The organism is Propioniciclava sp. (assembly GCF_047602245.1).
GTDB lineage: Bacteria > Actinomycetota > Actinomycetes > Propionibacteriales > Propionibacteriaceae > Propioniciclava.
Genome location: NZ_JASGHT010000001.1, coordinates 351,721 through 374,504, shown reverse-complemented (window position 1 = coordinate 374,504; position 22,784 = coordinate 351,721). Strand labels below are relative to the sequence as shown.

Genomic DNA, 22,784 nt, shown 5'->3' with positions numbered 1-22,784 from the left:
TGGCCGGACGGCCGGTTGTGCGGCGACGGCGTCCGGGTGCGCGACGTAGGGTGGAGGTCCGTGGGTACAGCGAAACGGACCAAGCACATCTTCGTCACCGGGGGCGTCGCCTCCTCTCTCGGGAAGGGCCTGACGGCCTCAAGCCTCGGCTCACTCCTGGTCGCGCGGGGCATGCGGGTGACCATGCAGAAGCTCGACCCCTACCTCAACGTCGACCCGGGAACGATGAACCCGTTCCAGCACGGCGAGGTGTTCGTCACCGAGGACGGCGCCGAGACCGACCTCGACATCGGCCACTACGAGCGCTTCCTCGACGTCAACCTGACCGCGGACGCCAACGTGACCACCGGCAAGGTGTACTCGACCGTCATCGCCAAGGAACGCCGCGGCGACTTCCTCGGCGACACCGTGCAGGTGATCCCGCACATCACCAACCAGATCCGCGACGACATGCTGGCGATGGCATCCAAGAAGACCGACATCGTCATTCACGAGATCGGCGGCACCGTCGGCGACATCGAGTCGCTGCCGTTCCTCGAAGCCGCCCGGCAGGTGCGCCGCGAAATCGGGCGCGACAACGTGTTCTTCCTGCACGTGTCGCTGGTGCCCTACATCGGGCCGTCCGGTGAGCTGAAGACCAAGCCCACCCAGCATTCGGTCGCGGCGCTGCGCCAGGTCGGCATCACGCCGGACGCGATCGTGGCCCGCTGCATCCGCGAGGTGCCCGACGGCATCAAGCGCAAGATCGCGATGATGTGCGACGTCGACGAAGAAGCCGTCGTGTCGTGCGCGGACGCCCCCAGCATCTACGACATTCCCAAGGTGCTGTTCGACCAAGGCCTGGACGCCTACGTGGTGCGCCGGCTTGGGGTGTCGTTCCGCGACGTGAACTGGAAGCGCTGGAACAACCTGCTCGAGCGCGTCCACCACCCCAAGGAAGAGGTCACCGTCGCCCTGGTCGGCAAATACGTCGACCTGCCGGACGCCTACCTGAGCGTCTCCGAGGCGCTGCGGGCGGGAGCCTTCGCGAACTGGGCCAAGGCGTCGGTGCGCTGGGTGCCCTCCGACGAATGCGCCACCCCCGAAGGTGCTGCGCACAACCTGGGTGATGTGGACGCCGTGCTGGTGCCGGGTGGCTTCGGCATTCGCGGCGTCGAGGGCAAACTCGGCGCGCTGCGCTACGCCCGCGAGAACGGGATCCCGACCCTGGGATTGTGCCTGGGCCTGCAATGCATGGTGATGGAGGTGGCCCGCAACCTGGCCGGCCTGGCCGGGGCGGCGTCCACCGAGTTCGACCCGCGCACCGAGCACCCGGTCATCTCGACGATGGCCGAGCAGGAGGCGTTCGTCGAGGGCGCCGGCGATCTGGGCGGCACCATGCGGCTGGGCGCCTACCCGGCCGAACTGGTTCCCGGATCGCTCGTCGCCGAGGCCTACGGCACCACCTCGGTCAGCGAACGGCACCGGCACCGCTACGAGGTCAACAACGCCTACCGCGACCGGATCGAGGCCGCCGGGCTGCACGTATCGGGCACCTCGCCCGACGGGAACCTGGTCGAGTTCGTCGAACTCGACCGCACCCTGCACCCCTTCTTCGTGGCCACCCAGGCGCATCCCGAACTGAAGTCGCGTCCCACCAAACCGCACCCGCTGTTCGTACAGTTGCTCGCGGCGGCCGTCGAACGGCGCCGCAGCCAGCGGCTGTTCACCGAAGAAGACCAGAGCTAGGAGCAGGATGCGCGGACTGAGGGTGCTGAGCGGCGACGAGGTCCGCGACGAGCCGCTGGACTGGCCCGTCCGCGCGCACACCCTGCTCGGCGGCGGGTTGGTCAGCGACTTCGTCCGCGACGACGTCGAAACCCCCGACGGCGCGCGGATGAAGCGCGATTACCTGCTGCATCCCGGTGCCGTCGGCGTGATCGCGCTCGACGACGCCGAGCGGGTCGTGGTGGTGCGGCAGTTCCGCCACCCGGTCGGGTACCGGCTGATCGAGCCGCCGGCCGGGTTGTTGGACGCCTCCGACGGCGACGGCTGGCTGGCGGCTGCCCAGCGTGAACTTGCCGAGGAGGTGCAGCTGGCGGCGTCTGATTGGCGGGTGCTGGTCGACTACATGACCTCGCCCGGCTGCCTGCAGGAGTCGCTGCGGGTCTACCTGGCCCGTGGACTCACCGACGCCGCCCGCCCCGACGGCTTCGTGGTCGAGCACGAGGAGGCCGACATGGAGGTCTGCCTGGTGCCGCTGGACGACCTGGTTGATGCCATCTACGCCGGACGGGTGCAGAACCCGACCATGGTCGTCGGTGCGCTGGCCGCGTACGCTGCGCTGCGCACTGGCCGGGTCGATGCGTTGCGGACGCCGGGCGATCCGTGGCCGGCCCGCGCGGTGAAAGCCGCCCGGGACGCGCAGATTCACGCCCTCGGCGGACAGACCCGGCCGCGCTGAGGCGTCCGTGGCTTCACTCGAGCGCGCGATCGGCGCCTACCTCGACCACCTCGTCGCCGAGGTCGGCGCCTCCCGGCACACCGTGTCGGGCTACCGGCGCGACCTCACCCGCTACGCAGCCTTTCTGGCGGGGTTGGGCGTCGCCGAGACGGACGCGGTGCGCGCCGAACACGTGTCGGCATTCGGTGCCTGGCTACGCGAAGGGGACGCCGAACGGCGCGGCCTGGCGGCGTCCAGCGTGGCCCGGGCTCTCGCCGCGGTGGGATCGTTCCATGCGTTCGCGGTGCGCGACGGTGAGGCCGTCCACAACCCCGCTGCGCACGTCGACCGTCCCAAACAGGGCCGGCGGTTACCCAAGGCGCTGTCGGTCGAGCAGGTGCAGGCGCTGCTCGACGTTCCTGACCGGACGACCGTCACAGGGCTGCGCGACGCCGCCCTGATCGAACTGCTCTACGGCACCGGCGCGCGCATCTCCGAGGTGTGCGATCTCGACGTCGACGACATCGCCGCCCAGCTCGACGACCCGGACGCCGGCCTGCGCCTGTTCGGCAAAGGCCGCAAGGAACGCCTCGTCCCGCTCGGCTCCTACGCCCGCGCCGCGGTGGGAGCCTGGCTGGTGCGGGGACGCCCGGTGCTGCAGGCCAAAGCCGTGCGGCCCGGCCCGGCGTTGCTGCTCAACGCACGCGGCGGACGCCTCAGCCGTGGGTCCGCGTTCAACGTGATCACCGATGCCGCCGAACGGGCTCGTCTCGGTGTTCCGGTGAGCCCGCACACCTTGCGGCATTCGTTCGCGACCCATCTGCTCGACGGCGGCGCGGACGTCCGCGTCGTGCAGGAACTCCTCGGCCACGCCTCGGTGACCACCACCCAGATCTACACCCTGGTCACCGCCGAACACCTCCGCGAGGTCTTCCTGACCGCACACCCCCGCGCGCGCTGAGTCAGGCCGGCCCCGTGGCCACGGCAAGCAATGTCTGTGTCGGCATGCGCGACTGGGGCGGGATGCCGGAAACGTCACACAAATCGTCTCCCAGGTCGCTTCGCGAGCTGATGTGGGTGACGTTTCCGGCACGAGGCATCGCCAACCCTCATGTAGTCGCCGTCAATGCAAAGTTGTGGTGCGTCTATTCGCCACGACTTTGCAGTGACGAGCGGGCGACGGCTGCAGGCCCAAGACCGGACGCCCGCCCTGCCGAGACCGATCGCCGCGCATTGGGTGAGAGCACCAGGAATAATATGAGAATCGTTATCATGTGAGATGTATGGTGGTGGCGCGTCTGGTGTGGGCGGGAGTTGTCCACTTTGGGGAGAGGGGGCCGAATGGGCGCAGGGATTGCCGATCGTGTCGTGCTGCGGTGCGCCACGTGGGATGCCATGCACCGCATCTACTTCCCTGACTACGACGAACGCTGGCAGTTGGTCATCGACCGGGTCAAGGAGGTTGTCCCTGGGGAAGGTCGCATCCTGGATCTTGGGTGCGGGCCGGGCACGCTGACCGGGCGGCTTGGGGATGCGCTTCCGGAGGCGTCCGTCCTCGGCGTCGACGCGCACCCGGCCTTGATCGCGATGGCGCGCGCGGGGCATCCCGGGGTCTCGTTCGTCGAGGCGTTCGTCGGGGCACCTGACGCCGAAGCGTCGCTAAAGCAACTGGGTCCGTTCGATGCGATCGTGTCGTCGGCGTTCGTACACTACTTCGACCCAGACGGCGTGGTCTCGCTACTTCGCGGATGCCGTGGCTTGCTGACCCCACACGGGGTGCTGGTGACAGCAGAGCAGTTCGTCTCCGGCGAGCCGAGTGTTGGCGACGGGAACTCGGAGTTACCCGACGTGAACCCCGTCGCGCGGCAGAAGCAGTTCACAGACGGCGTCTCTGCCGATGTCGAGGCTGACGACTCCCTTTCGCCCTGGACGCAGTGGTGGGCTGACACGAGCGCGGACGTCGAGATCGTGGCGCTCACCGGGCCGATCGAGGTGCCGCTGGGGTCTTCGCCGCTCCCGATGACGCTGTCGGACTTCGTCGAAGCGTTGGGTTCGGCGGGGTTCCGGCGCTGGGACGCCCTCTATGCGACAGGGAAGAGCGTCGTGGTCACGGCGAGCATCGCCTGAGTCAGCCTGCGCGAAGGGTCGGGATGCCGGAAACGTCACACAAATCGCCTCCCGGGGCGGCTCGCGGGCTGATGTGTGTGACGTTTCCGGCACCAGGCGTCGCGGACCACCATGTAGTTGCCGTCAATGCAAAGTCGTGGTGCGTCTAGTCGCCACGACTTTGCATTGACGAGCGGGTGGCGACGGGGACCCGGGACGCCTGCCTATGGCTGCTCGGATGAGGCCTCGGCGTCCCCTGGGCACGGTAGCGATCCACGCTGCCGAGCGACCACGGCGGACGCGGGCGCACCGCAGCGTAGCTATGTTCCCGGGAGTGTCATTTTGTCGGCAAAGACCGGCGTAGGATTCGGGGAAGACTGAATCGGAAGGACCCCAGCCGTGAGCCAGATCCCCGCGTTGTTCGAGGACCCCGCCGAGGCCGGCGACGAGCTCGGACCGACCGGGCGTCCGTGGCCGGATCTGCCTGAGCCGCGCGCTCCGCGCGAGGGGCCCAAGCAGGCGGTCGTCATCGCGATGACGAATCAGAAGGGTGGCGTCGGCAAGACGACGACCACGATCAATCTGGGGGCCGCACTTGCCGAAACCGGGCGCAAGGTGCTGCTGGTCGACTTCGATCCGCAGGGGTCGGCGTCGGTCGGGCTGGGCGTGAATCCGCACGTGATGGAGAAGTCGATCTACACGCTGCTGATGACCCGCGACCACGACATCAACGAGGTGATCGTCGCCACCAATGTCGACGGGCTCGATTTGCTGCCGGCGAACATTGACCTGTCGGCGGCCGAGGTGCAGTTGGTGTCGGAGGTGGCCCGCGAGCAGACGTTGCGCCGCGTGCTGAAGCCGGTCCGCGATCGCTACGACGTGATCATCATCGACTGTGCGCCCAGCCTCGGCCTGCTCACCGTGAACGCGCTGACCGCGGCCGATCAGGTGATGATTCCGCTCGAGTGCGAGTTTTTCGCGCTGCGCGGGGTGGCGTTGCTCACCGACACGATCGCGAAGGTCACCGACCGGCTCAATCCTGATCTGGAGGTGCTCGGCATCGTCGGCACCATGTACGACGGCCGCACGCTGCACAGCCGCGAGGTGCTGGAGCGGGTCGTCGAAGCGTTCGGTGACAAGGTGTTTCACACGGTGGTGAAGCGGACGGTGAAGTTCCCCGAGACCACGGTCGCCGGCGAGCCGATCACCACCTATGCGCCGTACAGCCCGGGGGCGGAGTCGTATCGCACCCTCGCCAAGGAGGTGCTCGCCCGATGCCCCGGCGCGTAGGACTGCCCGGCGCCTCTGAGCTGTTCCGTTCCACGGTCGACTCCCTCGAACTATTGCGCGAGGTCGAGGCGGCCCGGACGCCGGTATCCCCGGTCACACCGATCGCGCCCGAACCGGCCCCGGCAACCCCCACCGCGGCGGTCCCGAAGGTGGCGCACACCGGGCGCGTCCGGCACGACGAGAAGATCACCGTCTATGTCAGCTCCGAGGAGTTGCTCGCCTTGGAGCAACTCCGGTTGCAGTTGCGCGCCGAGCACAATCTTGCGGTCGATCGCGGCCGGATCGTGCGCGCGGCGATCGCATCCGCGCTCGCGTCGATCGCCGATGAGGGTGCGGACGCCGACGTCGTCCGCCGGCTGGCTGCGCGGTGAGCCAGCAGCCGGCGTTCACCGTCCGGCTCTCCAACTTCGAGGGGCCGTTCGACCTGCTGTTGCAGTTGATCACCCGCCACAAGCTCGACATCACCGAGATCGCGCTCAGTGCGGTCACCGACGAGTTCATCGCGCACATCCGCGCGATGGGCCCGGACGCCGACCTGGACCAGGCCAGTTCGTTCGTGGTGGTCGCCGCGACCCTGCTCGATCTCAAGGCGGCGCGGCTACTGCCTTCGGGTGAGGTCGAGGATCCCGAGGATCTTGCCCTGCTGGAGGCCCGCGATCTGCTCTTCGCCCGGCTGCTGCAATACCGCGCGTTCAAGGTGGTGTCCGGCCTGATCAATGCGCGAATGGACGCCGAGGCGCGCCGGTTCGCCCGCCCCGGCGGTCTCGAGGACGCCTTCGCGCGGCTGCTGCCCGAGGTCGAGATCCATGCCGACGGCGATCAGCTGGCCTGGCTGGCCGCCCGCGCGCTGCAGCCGAAACAGGAGCCATCGGTGTCGCTGGCGCACCTGCACGCCCCGCCGGTGAGCGTCCGCGAGCAGGCGGGCATCCTGGTCGACAAGCTGCGCCGCGCCGGCACGGCCACCTTCCGTGCCCTGGTGGCGGACGCCGGCCAGCGCCTGGTCGTGGTGGCCCGCTTCCTCGCCCTGCTCGAGCTGGCCCGCGAGCACGCGGTCGCCTTCGAGCAGCTGACCCCGCTGGGCGAGCTGACCATCCGCTGGACCGGCGGCGACGACGAGCGCGATGCGGCCGCCAGCGAGTTCGACGAGGAGAACGATCATGACCAGTCCTGACCCGACGCCCCCGGACACGGCGCTGACCGCGCCCCTGGAGGCGCTGCTGTTGATGGCCACCGAGCCGGTCAGCGCGAACGAACTCGCCCAGGCGGTCGGCGCGCCGGTCCCGGTGGTGGGGGAGGCGCTGGAAGCGCTCGCCCGCTTCTACGACGAAACCGGCCGCGGCTTCGAGTTGCGCGAGGTGGGCCAGGGCTGGCGGTTCTACACCCGCCCCGAACACCATGACGTGGTGGCGGCCTGGGTGCTGGAGGGCCAGCAGGCCCGCCTGTCGCAGGCCGCGCTGGAGACCTTGGCCGTGGTCGCCTACCTGCAGCCGATCTCCCGCTCCCGGGTGGGTGCCATCCGTGGCGTCAACGTGGACGGCGTGATGCGCACCCTGGCCACCCGCGGGCTGATCGAGGAGGCCGGCCACGCGGAGGACACCGGCGCCATGCAGTGGAAGACCACCGACTATTTCCTGCAACGGATGGGCTACACCACGCTCGACCAGCTGCCACCCATCGCGCCGCACCTGCCCGAGGCGTCCCTGCTGGAGGCCGAACTCGCGGGCCTGGCGCAACCACGAGAGGATGACCTCATGACGACCACCCCGACCATCCCGACGGCCCCCAAGGACCAGGTATGAACGACCGCCCCGCCGCGCACGACCCGAACAGCGAGGGCATCCGGCTGCAGAAGGTGCTCGCCCAGGCCGGCATCGCGTCCCGGCGTGCCGCCGAGATCATGATCGAGGAGGGACGCATCGAGGTGAACGGCAAGCTCGTCACCGAGCAGGGCCGGCGCGTCGACCCCGAGCGTGACGTGATCCGCATCGACGGCAGCCGGCTGCCCCCGCCGCGGCGGCACGTGTACGCGATGATGAACAAGCCCCGCGGCGTGGTGAGCACGATGGACGATCCCGAGGGGCGTCCGACCATCACCGACTACCTGGGCCGGTACACCCGCGAGCGGGTCTATCACGTCGGACGCCTCGACACCGACACCGAGGGCATGCTGCTGCTCACCAACGACGGCGACTTCGCCCAGGCGATGATGCACCCCCGCTATGAGCTGCCCAAGACGTACGTGGCCGAGGTCGAGGGGCATATCGACGCCGCCACCTTGAACCGGCTGCGCAAAGGCGTCCGGCTCGAGGACGGCTGGGTGAACCCCGAGCGGGTCAAGCTGGGCCCGCGCACCGAGAAGCGCAGCATGGTCACCATCGTGCTGCACGAGGGTCGCAACCGGATCGTCCGCCGGCTGTTCGCCGCGGTCGGGCATCCGGTGCGCAGCCTGTCGCGCGTGCAGATGGGCCCGGTCAAGATGGGCCAGCTGCGCGTCGGTGAGGTCCGCGACCTGACCCGCGACGAGCTCGGCGCACTGATGGACGCCGTGGGCTTGTGAGGCCCGCGGGCCCGGCAGTCGGTAGCATGGCCGGGTGCCGATGACCCCCCGCCTGTACCGCGCCGCGCTCGCCGCGGCCTCGGTTCTGCTCGCCACCACCCTCGCCGCCTGCGGCGGACCCGCGCCGACGCCCACCCCGACGCCGGACGCGTCCACCGCGCCGACCGCGAGCGCCGGACCGGACGCGAGCCCGACGCCCACCCCTGAGCCCGTGCCGGTGTCGAACTCGATCGATGGCATCACGGTGCAGGGTGCGCTGGGTTCGGTGCCGCAGGTGAGCATTCCGACCCCGTTCGCGATCGACGAGACCCGGACGCGGACGATCAGCGAGGGCAAGGGGGAGGGTGCGCTGGCCGAGGGCATCGTCGAGGTCAACTACGTCGGCATCAATGCGCGTACCGGCCAGACCTTCGACTCGTCGTGGGAGAAGGGCGAACCCGCCCTGATGTCGTTGCAGCAGGTCGTCCCCGGGTTCACCAAGGGCCTCACCGGCGCCAAGCCGGGCGAGCGCCGCCTCGTGGTGATGCCGGGCGTTGACGGCTACGACAGCAACGGCGGCAGGACCGAGGCCGGCATCGAGGTCGGTGACACGCTGGTGTTCGTGGTCGACATGGTGTCGGTGCAGACGGCCGCGCCGAGTGGTGTGGCTCAGCAGCCGAGTCTTCCGGTCACCGTCGGCGAAGCCGACGGCAAGCCGACCGTGACGATCCCGACCGGCGAGCAGCCGCCGTCGGAGCTGGTGATCGCGCCGCTGATCGTGGGCGAGCAGCGCAAGGTCGGCGAGAACGACATCGTGATCACCCACTTCCGGTCCTGGTCGTGGAACAGCGGTCAGCAGATCGAGGACAACTTCGGCGACCTGCGCACCGGCCCGATCGCCGACGCGCTCGACGGCTTCAAGCGGGCCGTCATCGGGCAGCCGATCGGCTCGCGGGTGCTGGTGATCGTGCCGCCGGCCTACGGCTACGAGCGCGCCAGCCAGAAGCCGGCCATCGCGGCCGGCGACACCGTCGTCTTCGTCATCGACATCCTGTACTCCTACCCTCAGAGCTGACGCCGGGCGTCGGTGCCCGGGGGTAGGGTGCCGTCATGAACCTGGAGAAGGTGGTCTTCGGCTTCTTCGTGCTCTTGGCGGCGACGCTGAACTTCGGGTACGTCACCGGCGACATCGGCAACCCCGAGCACCACAACGTCATCGAGCTGTATGCCGCGGTGGTGGTCAACATCATCGCGACGATCCTGAAATTCGGCGACCGCACCCAGATGGGCGCGATTCACCTGGCGACCAGCCTGGTCGCCACCATCCAGCTGATCGCGGCCGCGGTGACGTGGATCTGGTTCACCCAGGTCGATCCGGTCACGTTGGACGCCCACGCGATGTCGAGCGTGGTGTCGCTGGCCCTGGGGGCCTTGCTGGCGAACATCGTCTCGGTGGTGCTGATGGTCATCGAGACCGCCAACTTCCGCCGGCACTGATCGCCGCGAAACCCGCACAATGAGCCCTGAGAGCCACCAGAGGCGTCCGGCGTTGCGCCGCCGCGATGTGGAGGTGCCGCGGGTGGCGCCGTCCACCGATGCGCTGTTCCTGGTGTTGCGCCGGATGCGCGCGCCGCTGGTGGTGATCGTGGTCGTGTTCACCGTGTCGGTGGCCGGGCTGTGCCTGATCCCGGGCGTTGACGAGCAAGGGTTGCCGGCGCGGATGTCGGTGTTCGACGCGTTCTACTTCATGGCCTACACCGCCACCACGATCGGTTTCGGCGAGGTGCCCTACCCGCTGACCCGCGAACAGCGGATGTGGGTGATCGCCTGCATCTTCGCCTCGGTGATCGGCTGGGCGTACGCGATCGGCTCGCTGCTCGCCCTCGTCCAGGACCGGGCCTTTCGCGGTGCGATCGCCCGGCAGGCGTTCGTGCGCCGGGTGCGGCGGCTGCGGCGTCCGTTCCTGATTCTGGTCGGCTATGGGCAGATGGGCCGGGCGGTCGCCGAGACATTGGACGCCTTGGGCCGCAGTTGCGTGGTGGTCGCCTCCTCGCAGGAGTCGATCGATGCGCTCGCGGGAGCGCAACTGTCCAGCGACATCCCGGGGCTGGCCGGGGACGCCAGCGATCCGGGCATCCTGGGCCTGGCCGGCCTGGGCAGCCGGTATTGCACCGGCGTGCTGGCGTTGACCGACGATGATGCCGCGAATCTGTCGATCGTGATGGCGGTCACCCTGCTGCGCCCCGATGTGCAGGTGATCGCGCACGCGAACCGGGCCGAGACCGACAAGGCGATGCGCGAATTCGGCGCCGACTCGGTGGTGAACCCGTTCGAGCGCTACGGCAACTATCTGGTCACCCGGCTGCGGCGCCCCTCCACGCACCGCCTGGTCACCTGGCTGACCGCCGCACCCGGCGATCCGGTCGGCCCGGTCGCCGAACCCTGCCCGGACGGGCATTGGATCATCGCCGCCGACGACCATTTCGGCGAGGAGATCGCCGCCGACCTGGAGGACGCCGGGCTGCCCTGTTCGCGGGTGTGGCCGGTCGACGGCGCGCCGGACGTGAGTGGTGCGGCCGGTTTCATCGCCGCAGGGCTGGACGACGCCGAGAACCTGGCCATGGCCGGGCATGCCCGGCTGTCCAACCCGGACGCCTTCCTGGTGGTGCGGCAGAAGACCCGGCGCAACGACGCGCTGCTGCGCGCTTTCGAGCCCGATTCGGTCTTCGTCGCCGCCCATCTCAGCGTGCAGGAGGCGCTGGCCCGGGTGATCACGCCCGACTTCTGGGACTTCGTCCAGTACGCCTGGGACCTGTCCGACGCCGACGGCGCGGCCCTGCTGGACCGGATCGTCCGGGTGGTCGGCACCGAATCACCCGACTCGCGCCGGTTCGTGATCGGCGAGGCCGACACTCCCGCGGTCGCCCGCTGGCTGCGCACCCGCGAGGCGGCGCTCGGCGACCTGTTCCGCTACGCCGACGACCGCGACGGCTACATCCAGGCGCTGCCGGTGCTGCTGATCCGCGACGGCCAGCCGCGCTACATGCCCGAGTTCGCCAAGCCGGTCCGGCCCGGCGACGTCGTGGTTGCCGTCGGACGCCCGCGCGCCTTCCACACCATGGTGGACGCCCTGCACTACGATCACACCCTGGAATACCTGGTCACCGGCGCATCGGTGCCGGCCACCTGGGTGTGGCGGCTGCTCAGGCGCCGGGCCAGATCCAGGACTGAGGCCTGACCGACGGGTCGAACCGGTCCAGCAGTGTGGCGAGGGTGACCGGTTCGCCGGGGTCGCACAGCCCGAGCGAGGCGCCGATCACCGAACGGACGCCGTCGGCGTCCCAGCCCCGCGCGCGCAGGTCGGCCAGGGTGACCGCGCCGTCGCGTTTGGCGAGCCGCTGGCCGGCGGCATTGGTGACCAGACCGACATGCGCATACGACGGCTCACATCCGCCGAGGGCGCGGGCCAGCCAGGCCTGCCGCGGTGAGGAGGAGAGCAGGTCGTCGCCGCGCACCACTTGGGTGACGCCCTGGTCGAGGTCGTCGACGACGACCGCGAGATTGTAGGCGTAGGCGCCGTCGTTGCGGCGCACCACGAAGTCGTCCACCACGGCGGTCACCTCGCCGGCCCAGACGTCACGCACGGTCACCTCGGCGCCACCGGCGTCCACCCGGATCGCCGGTGGCCGGTGGACGCGGCGCTCGGCGCGCTGGGCGTGCGTCAACGTGCGGCAGGTTCCCGGGTAGGGGCGATAGCCGTCGCCGTGCGGCGCCGAGGACGCCTCGGCGATCTCGCGGCGGGTGCAATAGCAGGGGTAGGTGGGCAGCGCCTCCAGCGCGGCGGCGTACAGCGCGAGACGGGCCGACTGCCACACGACCGGGCCGTCGGCGTCCACCCCGATCGCGGCCAGGTCGGCCAGTTGGCGTGCGGCCACCTCGGGGGCGGCCTTGACCCGGGTGGCGTCCAGATCCTCGACGCGGATCAGGTGCGGCACGCCGGCGTGGCGGGCCATCAGCCAGGACACCAGCGCGGTGCGCAGGTTGCCGACGTGCAGGTCGGAGGTCGGACTCGGCGCGAAACGCCCCGCCATTGGTCCCTCCTATCCCGTCGTCGCGGCGTGCTGCACGGTAGCCTGAACGCCGTGTCAGCGCGCAAATCCGAGCGGATCATGAACCTCACGATCTGCCTGCTCATGGCGCGCCGCTTCGTCGAACGCGAGCAGCTGCGCGAACTCGTCGAAGGCTATCGCGGGCTGTCCGATTCCGCGTTCGAGCGCACCTTCGAACGCGACAAGGAAGAGTTGCGCGCGATGGGCGTGCCGGTGGAGACCGGCAGCAACTCGGTGTTGTTCCCCGACGAGATCGGCTACCGGATCCGGCGCCGCGACTTCGAACTGCCCGAGATCGACTTCGATCCCGCCGAGACCGCTGCCCTCGGCGTCGCCTCGACGGTGTGGGGCGATGCGAGCCGCGGCCGTGAGGCGGGCGCCGCGCTGGCCAAGCTGCGCGCCTCCGGCCTCGATCCGGACGCCGACCGGGTGGCCGGTTTCGCGCCCACCGTCGGCGCCCGCGAGCCCGCCTTCGACGTGCTGTGGGAGGCGGTGCTGCGCCCGTCCCGGGTGACGTTCCGCTATCGCGATCGCGACCGGGTGATCGAACCGTGGCGGATGGTGAACCGCAAGGGGGCCTGGTACCTGATCGGCCTCGACGTGAGTCGCGGCGAGGGGCGCTCGTTCAAGGTGTCCCGCATCGAATCGACGCCGGCCTTGGTCAAGGGCGAGGTGCGCCCGGCCGATCCCGAACTGGTCGCCGCCCAGGTCGCCTCGCTGCGGCCGCCGCGCGGCGCCGAGGCGATCGTCGCCGTCCGCGAGGGCACCGCACCCGACCTGGTCCGCTTCGCCCGGCCGGCCGACCGGGAGGCCCCCGAGGGGTTCGCGGCCTGGCGCGTCCGGCTGTTCTCGGATGCCGTCGGCCAGCTGGCCTGGTACGGCGCCGACGTGATCGTGCTCGACCCGCCCGAGTTGGCCGACGCGGTGCGGGCGCACCTGGAGGCGGTGGCAGCATGGGCATGACCTCGGCCAGCCAGGTGCCCCGGCTGCTCGCGCTGGTGCCCTACTTGCAGGCGCACCCGGACGCCGACGTGGCCTCGACCGCCGCGGTATTCGGCATCACCCCTCGTCAGCTCGTCGCCGACCTCAACGTGCTCTGGTATTGCGGGCTGCCCGGCGGCGGCCCCGGCGACCTGATCGAGGTCGACATGGACGCCCTCGAGAGCGGGCGAATCCGGCTCACCAATGCCGACTTCCTGGCCCGCCCGCTGCGTTTCACCCCCGAAGAGGCGATGAGTCTCATCGTGGCGTTGCGCGCCTGCGAAGAGATGGCGGACGCCTCGCTGGCGACGGCCGTCCGTTCGGCGCGCGCCAAACTGGAGGCCGCCTTCGGTGGGCTGGGCAGCGAACGGATCGACATCACCGTCGCCGCGGGCGCCGAGGCGGTGCGCGACGAACTGGTCGACGCGATCGCCGACGGCGTCGCCGTCCGGCTCACCTACCACGGCGCCGCCCGCGGTGTGGCGACGCACCCGTGGGTCGACCCCGTCCAGCTGGGCACCCGCGACGGCTACGGCTACCTCACCGCCTGGGCCCGCGAGAAGGACGCCTGGCGCACCTACCGGCTCGACCGGATCGTCGCCGTCGCGCCAACGCAGGACGCTGTCGGTGAGCACGGTGCTGTGCCCGCGCTGGCGTCCGGCTGGCTGGATGAGCGCCCGGATGCCGCCGAGGTGAGCCTCGATCTGCGCCCCGGCGGGCACTGGATCACCGAATACCTGCCCGTGGACGCCGTCGAGCGGCTGCCCGGTGACTTGGTCCGCGCCCGGCTGCGGGTCGCCGACCCGGCCTGGTTCCGGCGGATGCTGCTGCGGCTCGGCCCGGCGGTCGCCCGGATCGACCCGCCCGAGGCCGCGGCGTCCGCGGTGGATGCCGCCCGCGAGGCCCTCGAAGTCGCCCGGCTCGTCGGAGCCGATCCCGGCACCGAGGTGGAGTAAGGTCGGGGAGTGCTTTGGGTGTGGATCATCGTGGCGGCCGCCGTCGGCGGCCTGGTGATGCTCGCCTTCTTCGCTGTTTGGCTCTGGCGCAAGCTGCGCGCGCTCGGGACCGCCCTGGCCGACCTCGGCAGGCAACTGGAGGGCGCGCTCGCCCTGCTCGACATGGTCGAGTTAGAGCCCCGGCGTCCTGAGTCCGTACACTGACACACGCCCCCACACGAGGAGAAACACCATGCCGTTCAATATGCAGGGCTGGGAATGGGTCATCTTGATCATTCTCGGTCTCCTGATCTTCGGCGGATCCCGCCTGGCCGGAGCCGGCAAGAACGCCGGCCGTGCGCTGCGCGAATTCAAGGATGAGACCCGCCAGATCAAGGCGGACGAGGAGCGCGCCCAGCGCGAGGCCGAGCTGGCCCGCCGCGAGTCCGAGATCGCCGGTCTCGAGAACCGCCAGGCGGTCGAGGAAGTGGTGGAGGCAGAGGTCATCGAGCCCCAGCCCGAGAAGCGCGACCCGGCCTGACCGCCGCCGTGGCCCGCCTCAATCTTGGCTGGCTCAGACCCCCGAAGGTTCCCGCCGACGGGGTGATGTCGCTGGCCGACCATCTGCGCGAACTCCGCTACCGGCTGGTCTTCTCGCTCATCGCGATCACGGTGGGCGTGATCGTGTGCGCCTTCTTCTACTTCCCGTTGCTCGACTTCCTGGTGCAGCCGTATCTGACCGCGAAGGAGATTCTGGAAGGTACGCGTCCGCAGCTGGACCTGCAGGCCGCGCTGTCGGGTGTGGCCGCCCCCATCGTGCTGGCGCTGATGGTGGTCGCCGTGGGTGGATTGGTGATCACCAGCCCGATCTGGCTCTACCAGCTGTGGGCCTATATCGCACCGGCGCTGTTGGCGAAGGAAAAGAAGTACGCGCTGGCGTTCCTCGCCGCCGCCGTGCCGCTGTTCTTGGGCGGCATCGTGCTCGCGTACGTGATCATGCCGCAGGCCGTGGCGGTGATGGTGTCCTTCACGCCCGGCCTCGATATTTTGAACATCATCAATCTCGATGACTTCCTCAAGCTGATGATGCAACTCATGCTGGTTTTCGGCGTGGGGTTTCTGCTGCCGGTGGTGGTCGTCACCCTCAACTTCGTCGGCCTCGTGAAGGCGACGGCGCTCAAGTCTGCCCGCCGCTACGTGCTGTTCGGCTGCGCCGTCTTCGGCGCCGCGGCGACGCCGGGCGGCGACCCGATCTCGATGCTGGCGCTGGCGCTGCCCATGATGGGCCTGTTCCTGATTGCCGAATCGATCTGCCGTGCCAATGATCGCCGTCGCGCCCGGAAAGCGGGCACAGATCTGGTGAGTGCGTGAAGCGCCTCGCGCTGGTGGTCAACCCCTCGGCCGGCCGCGGCCGCGGCGACCGGATGACCGCCCTGATCGAGTACCGGCTCGCCGCGGCCGGGTACGCGCTGGCCACCACCCGGGCCTCCTCGGTGGAGCATGCCCGGGTGGCCTGCGCCGACGCCGTCGCCGGCGGGGTGGATGGCCTGGTGGTGGTCGGCGGCGACGGCATGGCGCATCTGGGCGTGAACGCCTGCGCGAACACCGGAGTGCCGTTGGGCATCGTGCCGGCCGGCACCGGCAATGATTTCTGCCGCGGCGTCGGCATCGGGCGCCGCTGGTCGGGCGGGGTGGACGCCGTGGTGCGCGGCCGCGTCCGCACCATCGACCTGGCCGAGGTGACCGGCGGACTGTATTCCGGCGAGCGGGTCTATGTCGGCTGTGTGGTCTCGACCGGCTTCGACGAGCGGGTCAACGCGCGCGCCAACAACTTCTCCGTCGACCTCGGCGCACCCGCCTACGCGTGGGCGGTGGTGCGCGAGGTGGGCGCCTTCAATCCGCTGCGCTACCGGCTGACCGTCAACGGCCGCACCCGCGAGTTGGACGCCATGCTGGTCGCGGTCGCGAACAGCGGCATCTTCGGCGGCGGCATCAAGATCGCGCCCGATTACGATCTGACCGACGGGCTGCTCGACGTGGTGATCGTGCACCCGTTGTCGAAGGTGAAGCTGGCCGCGTTGTTCCCGCGGTTGATGATCGACCCGCACTTCACCCATCCGGTGCTGGAGCGGTTCCGGGTGAGCAGCATCACCGTGGCCGGCGACGATCTGCACGGTGCCGCCGACGGTGAGCCGCTCGGCATCCCGCCGTTGACCGTGTCCGCGGCGCCGGGTGCGCTGCGCGTGTTCGCGCCGGGGTTGTGATGGACGCCGTTCGTCGCGTCCCCGATCCGGGGCCTGCCTTCGCCGAGTTCGCCGCCGCGTTCCCGTTCGCGCTGGACGACTACCAGCGCGACGGCTGCGCGCACATCGAGGCCGGCTCCGGCGTGCTGATCGCCGCCCCGACCGGTGCGGGCAAGACGGTGGTGGGCGAGTTCGCGGTGTTCCTGGCGTTGCGGGAGGGCCGCAAGTGCTTCTACACCACCCCGATCAAGGCGTTGTCGAACCAGAAATACCACGACTTGTGCGAGCGTTTCGGCGCGCACCGGGTCGGGCTGCTGACCGGCGACACCACCATCAACGGCGAGGCGTCGGTGGTGGTGATGACCACCGAGGTGCTGCGCAACATGATTTACGCCGGCTCCTCGACCTTGTCGGGGCTCGGCTATGTGGTGATGGACGAGGTGCATTACCTGGCCGACCGGTTCCGCGGCGCGGTGTGGGAGGAGGTCATCATCGGGCTGGCGCCGTCGGTGCAGATGGTGTCGCTGTCGGCGACCGTCTCGAACGCCGAGGAGTTCGGCGACTGGCTCGACGAGGTGCGCGGCGGCGTCGAGGTGGTGGTGAGCGAACGGCGCCCGGTGCCGCTGTTCCAGCACGTGATGGCCGGACGCCGCATGTACGACCTGTTCGACGATCTGGCGCCGACGGCGTCCGAAATGCCGGTGAAAGCCGACGTCAACCCCGAATTGGTGAAGCTCGCCAAGACCGAGAGCCGGTTCGTCCGCGACGATTCGCGGCATGCGCGCGGACGCCGTGCCCGCGACCGGATCGAGCGCAACGCGGCCGGGCGCGGGTCGAAGGGCCCGAATCTGGTGCCTCGGCGCGATGGTGCGGTCGAGAAGCTGGACGCCGAGGGGCTGCTGCCGGCGATCTACTTCATCTTCAGCCGGGCTGGCTGCGATCAGGCGGTGCGCCAGCTGATGCATTCCGGCGTCCGGCTCACCACGCCAGAGGAGCGGGCCAAGCTGGACGCGCTGGCCGGCGCGGCGGCGTCCGGGCTGAGCCGTGATGACCTGGAGGCGCTGGAGTTCTCGACCTTCGCCGAAGCGCTGCGCCGCGGGATCGCCTCGCATCACGCCGGCATGCTGCCCGCGTTCAAGGAATGCGTCGAGGCCGCGTTCGTGGCCGGCCTGGTCAAGATCGTGTTCGCCACCGAAACCCTCGCCCTTGGCATCAACATGCCCGCGCGCAGCGTGGTGCTGGAGAAGCTGGTCAAGTTCAACGGCGAGGCGCACGTCGACATCACGGCGGGGGAGTACACCCAGCTCACCGGCCGTGCCGGACGCCGCGGCATCGACGTCGAGGGCCACGCCGTGGTGCTGTGGCACCGCAACTTCGACCCGCGCCAGGTCGCCGGGCTCGCCTCGCGGCGCACCTACCCGCTGCGGTCGTCGTTCTCGCCGACGTACAACATGGCGGTCAACATGGTCGCCCGGGTCGGACGCGCCCGGGCGCGCGGGCTGCTGGAGCAGTCCTTCGCGCAGTTCCAGACCGACCGCTCGGTGGTCGGTCTGGCGCGTGCCGCGGTGCGGTCGAGCGACAAGGTCGCCGGACTGTGGGCGGAGGCGTCCTGTTCGGTGGGTGATTTCCGTGAGCACGCGCGATTGCGCGCCGAGATCGGACGCCTACAGGCAGAGTCGGCGAAGTCGCGCCGGGCCGATCGTCGCGCCGAATCACTGTCGGTGTTGCTGGAGTTGCAGCACGGCGACATCATCGGCGTGCCCGCCGGGCGGCATGAGGGCTGGGCGGTCGTCGTCGATCCCGGAGTGCGCGATCGCGGCAACCCGTCGCCGTTGGTGATGACCGAGCAGCGGCAGTTGAAGAAGCTGTCGCTGACCGACTTCCCGTCGCCGCCGGTGGTCGCGGGGCGAATGCGGATTCCCAAGCATTTCGACGGACGCCAGCCGAAGGACCGGCGCAACCTGGCCGCCGCCTTCCACGCCAAGCTCGGTTCGCTGGACACCCGCGCCGAGCGCTACCGCCCGGAGGCCGTGGACGCGGCGACGCTGGTGGAGATCGAGTCATTGCGCGCCCAATGGGCGGCGCATCCCTGCCATGGCTGCCCCGATCGCGAGGAACACGCCCGCGCCGCCGAGAAGGCCTTGCGCGCCGAACGGGACGCCGCCGATCTGCGCGCCCAGAAGGACCGCCGCACCCAGACGATCGCGGTGCGCTTCGACCGGATCTGCACGGTGCTGTCGGCGTTGGGCTACCTGGATGCCGCCGGTGAACAGGTGACGGACGCCGGCCGCATGCTGGCCCGGATCTACTCCGAGCTGGATCTGGTCACCGCCGAGTGCATTCGCGCCGGAGTGTTCGACGAACTGACCGCCCCCGAGCTGGCGGCGGTGTTGAGCACCCTCACCTACGAATCCCGCGGCGGCGACGCCCGCCGCCCCGCCCGGATGCCGTCGCGGTCGAGCGAGATCGCCCAAACGATGGTCCGCCAGATCTGGCGCGAGGTGTCCCTGATGGAACGCGACCACCGCCTCGAATCCGGACGAGACCCCGACATCGGCTTCGCCGAAGCCGTCCACGCCTGGGCCTCCGGACGCCCCTTGGGCGACATCCTGGATGCGACCGACCTCACCGCAGGCGATTTCGTCCGCTGGATGCGCATGGTGATCGACCTGCTAGGCCAAGTAGCGGACGCCGCCGGCCCCGGCCATGTGCGGGACGCCTCCCGCGAGGCGATCGATTTGCTCCGCCGAGGCGTCGTGGACGCCGCCTACCTTGAGGACGATTGATCGCCGATAAAGGTGTCGTTGGTAGCGATGCTGCGCAGGAAAGTAGCGACTGGCGAATGTCATTCGCCGCCGAGAATCACCCGTCGTGCGAAGTCGCGATTCTCCATGAGCGTGCGCGTCAGTGGATAGTCGGGACCGAACAGCCTGAGCGCTGACTCGACGGCTGCCTCGAACTGATCCAGGGCTGATCGCTGATCTCCGTGATGCCACAACGCGCCGGCGAGGTTGTTGCGTGAGCCCAGGGTGTCGGGGTGGTCGTTGCCGAGGACCCGTTCGCGGTCGTTGAGGGTTTGCTGGTAGAGGGGGATGGCGCGGCTGAGGTCGCCGGCAGCTTGGTAGGCGCCGGCGAGGTTGTTGCGTGAGGTGAGGGTGCTGGGGTGGTCGTTGCCGAGGACCCGTTCGCGGTCGTTGAGGGTTTGCTGGTAGAGGGGGATGGCGCGGCTGAGGTCGCCCGCAGCTTGGTAGGCGCCGGCGAGGTTGTTGCGTGAGGTGAGGGTGTCGGGGTGGTCGTTGCCGAGGACCCGTTCGCGGTCGTTGAGGGTTTGCTGGTAGAGGGGGATGGCGCGGCTGAGGTCGCCCGCAGCTTGGTAGGCGCCGGCGAGGTTGTTGCGTGAGGTGAGGGTGTCGGGGTGGTCGTTGCCGAGGACCCGTTCCCGCTCGTTGAGGGTTTGCTGGTAGAGGGGGATGGCGCGGCTGAGGTCGCCCGCAGCTTGGTAGGCGCCGGCGAGGTTGTTGCGTGAGGTGAGGGTGTCGGGGTGGTCGTTGCCGAGGACCCGTTCCCGCTCGTTGAGGGTTTGCTGGTAGAGGGGGATGGCGCGGCTGAGGTCGCCCGCAGACTCGTAGGAGTAGGCGAGGTTGTTGCGTGAGGTGAGGGTGTCGGGGTGGTCGTTGCCGAGGACCCGTTCCATCTCGGTGAGGGTTTGCTGGTAGAGGGGGATGGCGCGGCTGAGGTCGCCGGCAGCTTGGTAGGCGCCGGCGAGGTTGTTGCGTGAGGTGAGGGTGTCGGGGTGGTCGTTGCCGAGGACCCGTTCCATCTCGGTGAGGGTTTGCTGGTAGAGGGGGATGGCGCGGCTGAGGTCGCCGGCATCTTGGTAGGCGCCGGCGAGGTTGTTGCGTGAGGTGAGGGTGTCGGGGTGGTCGTTGCCGAGGACCCGTTCGCTGTCGTTGAGGGTTTGCTGGTAGAGGGGGATGGCGCGGCTGAGGTCGCCGGCAGCTTGGTAGGCGTAGGCGAGGTTGTTGCGTGAGCCCAGGGTGCTGGGGTGGTCGTTGCCGAGGACCCGTTCCCGCTCGTTGAGGGTTTGCTGGTAGAGGGGGATGGCGCGGCTGAGGTCGCCGGCAGCTTGGTAGGCGTAGGCGAGGTTGTTGCGTGAGGTGAGGGTGCTGGGGTGGTCGTTGCCGAGGACCCTCGCGAGATCGTCCACATAGTCGGCCAACTGGATTGCTGGGTACGGATCTTGCAGTTCGTTGGCGGCGTAGATGACACGACCTGCGGTAGTGAGCAGTTCGGGCAGCTCGCATAGGTGTCGCGAGTGCTTCTGGGCGCGGATCGCCATCAGTTGCTCGGCGAGCGCCGAACACAGCACGCGCCGCTGCCAGTAGTCAGTCGCTGACAACATGTCGACGCCAGCAAGGACGGTGGCAGCAGCGGTCGCATCTTTCTCGCGGTCCGCTGCTGTGCGGTCTTCTCGGAAGACCTGAGCCTGCAAGCGGTGCAGAGACACGATGCTCTGATCGTCCGACGCTGCCGAGAGCGTGACAATCGAGTACTGCGCGAGGCGTCCGATCGCCTTGCGTACTGTCTTGAGGCTGTCACCGAGGGTCAACAGCCAGTCCTTTGGGACACCCGATTCGGCCAGCAGTGACAGCGCAGCGAGCGTCCGAACGGCCGCAGTTGCCACGTTCGGTTCTGTTTGGCTCAGGCGGCCGAGCACGCTGGTGTAGGCCTTTCTGAGAGCGATTCCGACGGTGACGTCGTAGGGGTCGCCGTCTCCGCGTTCGACTGTGTCGTCCAGCGGGTAGTGGGCCAGCATGTCGCAGTACTCGCGGTAGTTGTACTGCTCCAGCCTGATGGTGTTTGCGGCCTGGGTCAGCGCTAGCGGCAGCCTGCCCAGTTCATCGGCCACGCGTCTTGCGCCGTTCGGATCGTTGAGACCGGTCGCCGATTCGAGATAGTCGATCGCTTGGTCCTCGGTGTAGGTGCCGACCGGGACGGGCGTGCCCAGATTGCGCGTGAGGCCGGTGGTGGTGACGAGCACGCGCATGCCAGGGCCCTGTGGGATCAGGCCTTGTAGGTCATCGGGATTATTGACGTTGTCGAAGACGAGGAGTCGGTCGTCAGGGCCGCGGCTGCTCAGCCAAGTCACGAGCTTGCTCGCGGCTGTCGCTGGATCGTCCTCGGCCGTGGCGCAGATTCCGCGTGCGATCTGGGCGAGTTCGCTGATTGCTTGATCGCGGGTGGCGGCGGTAACCCAGCCAACGAAGCGCCATCCCGTGTTCTGGCATTCCTCAGCGAATGCCGAGGCGATTTGTGTCTTGCCGACGCCGCGCATGCCTTGGAGTGCGCTCAGTGAGGCGACGCCTCCGTCGGCGAGCGCCTCGGACACCCGTTCGAGTTCGTCGCGGTCCACAAAGTCGCTGGCGAGTCGTGGGCGTGTGCCGACGATCAGTTGCCTTGACCGGAGTTCTCCCGCGACAGCGCGCTCGATCATTCGCAGGACGTCATCCTTGGTGGGTCGTGAAGACAACTGTTGGGCGACCGACGCGAGGCTGACGAGGATTTGGCGCAACGCGCTCGTGGTCGCGACGCCGAGAACCTCGGGGGACTGAACGAACCTCAGGACCAGCCCGTGAGTCTGGCGTAGCAACGCTGTCAGGTACTTCTGCTCTTGTCGGGACCAGTCCGCCGCGGAGTCTCCAGGCAGAACTGCCGCCCGGAACTCTGCTTCGCCGAGCAAGGCGGCCCCGAGCAGTCGTTCGCGCTCGCCGCCGTTCAACTGTGCGGTGAGGAATTCCTCGACAGACTCGCGTTGATCCGGAGTCAGCGCGCTTGCCTCGCGTGACGCGTAGTCGTCGAGATCCTCGACCGCCTTGCGTACGAACTTCTTGAGTGGCTTCGACCCACGAGGGAGCGCGTTGATGACGGCGTTCACGCTGCCCACGCCGCCGGTGGCCTGAGCAGGGAGCGGAGCGCCGGCGAGGGTCATCGCCCACGGCACAACGGCGGATGCGACTGACCGTACTTTGCTCATGCGCCCTCCCCAGCGTCCGTGACCGCTCGTAGCATCGGCCAGATGTCACCCCAATCCTAGAGGAGGCATCGTCAACCTTCATTTGGCAGTCGAGAAGGGTAGCTGATTGAGACGTCGGGCGATCTGAA

21 protein-coding genes are annotated in these 22,784 nt (G+C 69.2%); 19 read left to right on the top strand and 2 right to left on the bottom strand.

Annotation, left to right across the window (positions count from 1 at the left end; genetic code table 11):
- Nucleotides 1-60: 60 nt before the first annotated feature.
- From QM708_RS01800 to QM708_RS01745, 12 genes are all read left to right on the top strand, one after another.
- On the top strand, nt 61-1,728 hold the full coding sequence (locus QM708_RS01800) for a CTP synthase (protein ID WP_415103818.1): 1,668 nt from the start codon (nt 61-63) through the stop codon (nt 1,726-1,728).
- A 7-nt stretch (nt 1,729-1,735) separates the two neighbouring features.
- Complete coding sequence (locus tag QM708_RS01795; RefSeq protein ID WP_415103816.1) at nt 1,736-2,443, top strand: NUDIX domain-containing protein; 708 nt, start codon at nt 1,736-1,738, stop codon at nt 2,441-2,443.
- A 7-nt stretch (nt 2,444-2,450) separates the two neighbouring features.
- A complete protein-coding gene (locus tag QM708_RS01790; protein ID WP_415103814.1) occupies nt 2,451-3,383 on the top strand; it encodes a site-specific tyrosine recombinase XerD in 933 nt (310 codons plus the stop codon).
- Between the two features lie 434 nt (nt 3,384-3,817).
- A complete protein-coding gene (locus QM708_RS01785) occupies nt 3,818-4,549 on the top strand; it encodes a class I SAM-dependent methyltransferase (protein ID WP_415103812.1) in 732 nt (243 codons plus the stop codon).
- 378 nt (nt 4,550-4,927) lie between these two features.
- Nucleotides 4,928-5,818, top strand: coding sequence for a ParA family protein (locus QM708_RS01780; protein WP_415103810.1), 891 nt, complete (start codon nt 4,928-4,930; stop codon nt 5,816-5,818).
- Complete coding sequence (locus tag QM708_RS01775; RefSeq protein ID WP_415103808.1) at nt 5,803-6,189, top strand: hypothetical protein; 387 nt, start codon at nt 5,803-5,805, stop codon at nt 6,187-6,189. Before QM708_RS01780 ends, QM708_RS01775 begins: the two co-directional genes overlap by 16 nt.
- Nucleotides 6,186-6,989 (top strand): segregation and condensation protein A, encoded by an 804-nt coding sequence (locus QM708_RS01770; protein WP_415103806.1) that lies wholly within the window; start codon nt 6,186-6,188, stop codon nt 6,987-6,989. The genes QM708_RS01775 and QM708_RS01770 overlap by 4 nt, the downstream gene beginning before the upstream one ends.
- Nucleotides 6,976-7,617 (top strand): SMC-Scp complex subunit ScpB, encoded by a 642-nt coding sequence (scpB, locus tag QM708_RS01765; protein WP_415103804.1) that lies wholly within the window; start codon nt 6,976-6,978, stop codon nt 7,615-7,617. The genes QM708_RS01770 and scpB overlap by 14 nt, the downstream gene beginning before the upstream one ends.
- A complete protein-coding gene (locus QM708_RS01760; protein ID WP_415103802.1) occupies nt 7,614-8,375 on the top strand; it encodes a pseudouridine synthase in 762 nt (253 codons plus the stop codon). Before scpB ends, QM708_RS01760 begins: the two co-directional genes overlap by 4 nt.
- A gap of 40 nt (nt 8,376-8,415) precedes the next feature.
- Complete coding sequence (locus QM708_RS01755) at nt 8,416-9,429, top strand: FKBP-type peptidyl-prolyl cis-trans isomerase (RefSeq protein WP_415111217.1); 1,014 nt, start codon at nt 8,416-8,418, stop codon at nt 9,427-9,429.
- Nucleotides 9,430-9,464: 35 nt separating this feature from the next.
- The gene (locus QM708_RS01750) at nt 9,465-9,851 is read left to right on the top strand and encodes a DUF6394 family protein (RefSeq protein WP_415103800.1); all 387 of its coding nucleotides are present in this window, start codon (nt 9,465-9,467) and stop codon (nt 9,849-9,851) included.
- Between the two features lie 19 nt (nt 9,852-9,870).
- Complete coding sequence (locus QM708_RS01745; protein ID WP_415103798.1) at nt 9,871-11,592, top strand: potassium channel family protein; 1,722 nt, start codon at nt 9,871-9,873, stop codon at nt 11,590-11,592.
- On the opposite strand, the gene gluQRS is transcribed toward QM708_RS01745, so the two are convergent.
- Entirely contained in the window at nt 11,558-12,445 is an 888-nt protein-coding gene (gluQRS, locus tag QM708_RS01740) for a tRNA glutamyl-Q(34) synthetase GluQRS (protein WP_415103796.1), read from the bottom strand. The genes QM708_RS01745 and gluQRS overlap by 35 nt on opposite strands.
- Before the next feature lie 51 nt (nt 12,446-12,496).
- Between gluQRS and QM708_RS01735 the strand changes: the two genes are divergently transcribed.
- The 7 genes from QM708_RS01735 to QM708_RS01705 all read left to right on the top strand — a co-directional run bounded on the left by QM708_RS01735 (nt 12,497) and on the right by QM708_RS01705 (nt 19,408).
- Nucleotides 12,497-13,426 carry a helix-turn-helix transcriptional regulator gene (locus QM708_RS01735; RefSeq protein WP_415103793.1) on the top strand — a complete coding sequence of 310 codons (930 nt, stop codon included), beginning with the start codon at nt 12,497-12,499 and terminating at the stop codon, nt 13,424-13,426.
- Entirely contained in the window at nt 13,417-14,400 is a 984-nt protein-coding gene (locus tag QM708_RS01730; protein WP_415103791.1) for a helix-turn-helix transcriptional regulator, read from the top strand. Before QM708_RS01735 ends, QM708_RS01730 begins: the two co-directional genes overlap by 10 nt.
- Nucleotides 14,401-14,409: 9 nt before the next feature.
- Nucleotides 14,410-14,604 carry a hypothetical protein gene (locus QM708_RS01725; protein WP_415103789.1) on the top strand — a complete coding sequence of 65 codons (195 nt, stop codon included), beginning with the start codon at nt 14,410-14,412 and terminating at the stop codon, nt 14,602-14,604.
- A gap of 28 nt (nt 14,605-14,632) precedes the next feature.
- Nucleotides 14,633-14,920: a twin-arginine translocase TatA/TatE family subunit gene (locus QM708_RS01720; protein WP_415103787.1), complete on the top strand. Its 288-nt coding sequence runs from the start codon at nt 14,633-14,635 to the stop codon at nt 14,918-14,920.
- A gap of 65 nt (nt 14,921-14,985) precedes the next feature.
- Nucleotides 14,986-15,750, top strand: coding sequence for a twin-arginine translocase subunit TatC (gene tatC, locus QM708_RS01715; RefSeq protein ID WP_415103785.1), 765 nt, complete (start codon nt 14,986-14,988; stop codon nt 15,748-15,750).
- A complete protein-coding gene (locus QM708_RS01710) occupies nt 15,747-16,643 on the top strand; it encodes a diacylglycerol/lipid kinase family protein (RefSeq protein ID WP_415103784.1) in 897 nt (298 codons plus the stop codon). The genes tatC and QM708_RS01710 overlap by 4 nt, the downstream gene beginning before the upstream one ends.
- On the top strand, nt 16,643-19,408 hold the full coding sequence (locus tag QM708_RS01705; protein WP_415103783.1) for a DEAD/DEAH box helicase: 2,766 nt from the start codon (nt 16,643-16,645) through the stop codon (nt 19,406-19,408). Before QM708_RS01710 ends, QM708_RS01705 begins: the two co-directional genes overlap by 1 nt.
- A 59-nt stretch (nt 19,409-19,467) precedes the next feature.
- Here QM708_RS01705 and QM708_RS01700 read toward each other — a convergent pair whose 3' ends face one another.
- Nucleotides 19,468-22,656 (bottom strand): tetratricopeptide repeat protein, encoded by a 3,189-nt coding sequence (locus tag QM708_RS01700; protein ID WP_415103781.1) that lies wholly within the window; start codon nt 22,654-22,656, stop codon nt 19,468-19,470.
- Nucleotides 22,657-22,784: the final 128 nt, after the last annotated feature.